Annotated in this window: 3 protein-coding genes; 1 reads left to right on the top strand and 2 read right to left on the bottom strand. The window is 60.8% G+C overall.

Annotation, left to right across the window (positions count from 1 at the left end):
• Positions 1-314: 314 nt before the first annotated feature.
• Both ACQUQ1_RS22245 and ACQUQ1_RS22240 read right to left on the bottom strand, forming a co-directional pair.
• The gene (locus tag ACQUQ1_RS22245) at positions 315-551 is read right to left on the bottom strand and encodes a DUF5615 family PIN-like protein (protein ID WP_435066361.1); all 237 of its coding nucleotides are present in this window, start codon (positions 549-551) and stop codon (positions 315-317) included.
• A gap of 1 nt (position 552) precedes the next feature.
• Positions 553-846 carry a DUF433 domain-containing protein gene (locus ACQUQ1_RS22240; RefSeq protein WP_435066360.1) on the bottom strand — a complete coding sequence of 98 codons (294 nt, stop codon included), beginning with the start codon at positions 844-846 and terminating at the stop codon, positions 553-555.
• 101 nt (positions 847-947) lie between these two features.
• Between ACQUQ1_RS22240 and ACQUQ1_RS22235 the strand changes: the two genes are divergently transcribed.
• Positions 948-1,130, top strand: a complete 183-nt coding sequence (locus ACQUQ1_RS22235; RefSeq protein ID WP_435066359.1) for a hypothetical protein — start codon at positions 948-950, stop codon at positions 1,128-1,130.
• Positions 1,131-1,292: the final 162 nt, after the last annotated feature.

Raw genomic sequence — 1,292 nt, 5'->3', positions numbered from 1 at the left:
CGAGCGCGCCCGCGACGGCGAGGAGGGTCCGTCGTCTCGTGAGCGGTGTGGAGGGCACCATTCGGTGTGGACATTTCGCGAGCGCGGCATACGTCTTGTCCTGCCGGGCGCGGCCCCGAAGTGGCTACGGGCGGCCGTGTCGAAGCGAATCGGGGAGATGGACTACCGATCTAAGCCATGTATTTTGTTTGCTTCGGGAAAATATGTACTCTCAATCCGATGGTGGACGTGTGAAAGTGTATTCTTCATTCTGAGGCATTCAGACGCGTTAGTTCAATATATTTACTCAAACCCACGGGTCGAGTTCCTCACGCTCACCAAACGAATCTCGATGCTGATACGTGTCGGTCATTGTGATAAGACCGGCTGCAACCTGGTACGCCGGCATCGATCAGTTCGTGATCTCGGGCATATGGTAGAACATCTGCTTCGTCATCGGCTCCCTGCCAGAGCGCGTCACGGACGTGCTCGGCGTAGATTCCTTCCTTCTCCAAATACGTCGCCGTTTTCGGGTCGATGTTTTCGTCCAGTAGAAAGCGCCACCCGCTCATCTCAGGCGGCGTCCGGATCGACGCCCTCGGGACGATCGATCGACTCGCGGAAGTCCGTTATCGCGTCTTCGCGGCCGTGTCCGGCCTCACGCATCTCTCGTGGGTGGTCGTGGTAGTACGCCAGTGCGTGGTACACGTCAGCTACATCGAGATCGTACCGATCGGCAACAGCTTCTGGATCTTCACCGCGTTCTTCGACGAGGGCGTACACCTGGCGGACGCTGATTCGGCGGCCACGGATATGAGGCTCGCTCATCAGTTCACGTGCGATCCGCCGAGCGTCTCCCTCAGACATACCGAATTGTTGCTGCTACTCCCGCAAGAACATACTGCTGATCGGGGTCGGAGCGTCTGCTTAAACGCCCGCAACACTACCGAGCGGAGGGATCGGACAGCGTGTGGTCCTGTCGCTGGGAGCAGCATCCGAACTCGCACAATTCGCGGGAGCACGTCCACCCGCCGCCGGACGCCAGCCGGACCAACGCCGAGAACGCTCGGTGGCCGGACGACCATCGCGACGTCTGTCGCATCGTCCTCGATCGCGTCGAGGAGCGCATCGAACCGCTGTGGGAGCAGTAGACGGGCGAGTTCGCAGGGTACGTCGACGGCTCCAGTCGTCGTGGCCCCGGCAACCACCCGCCCACGTAGCGGAACTCCGCGGCCGCGCGTCGGACGGAGCGAGGACGGTTACGTAGGAGTTAACCCTGTTGCCGTGACAACACGTCGGTAATGGAGCGAGGG

It is taken from the genome of Halobaculum sp. EA56 (assembly GCF_051195075.1).
Classification (GTDB): Archaea; Halobacteriota; Halobacteria; order Halobacteriales; family Haloferacaceae; genus Halobaculum.
This window is presented reverse-complemented; position numbering and strand designations above follow the sequence as displayed.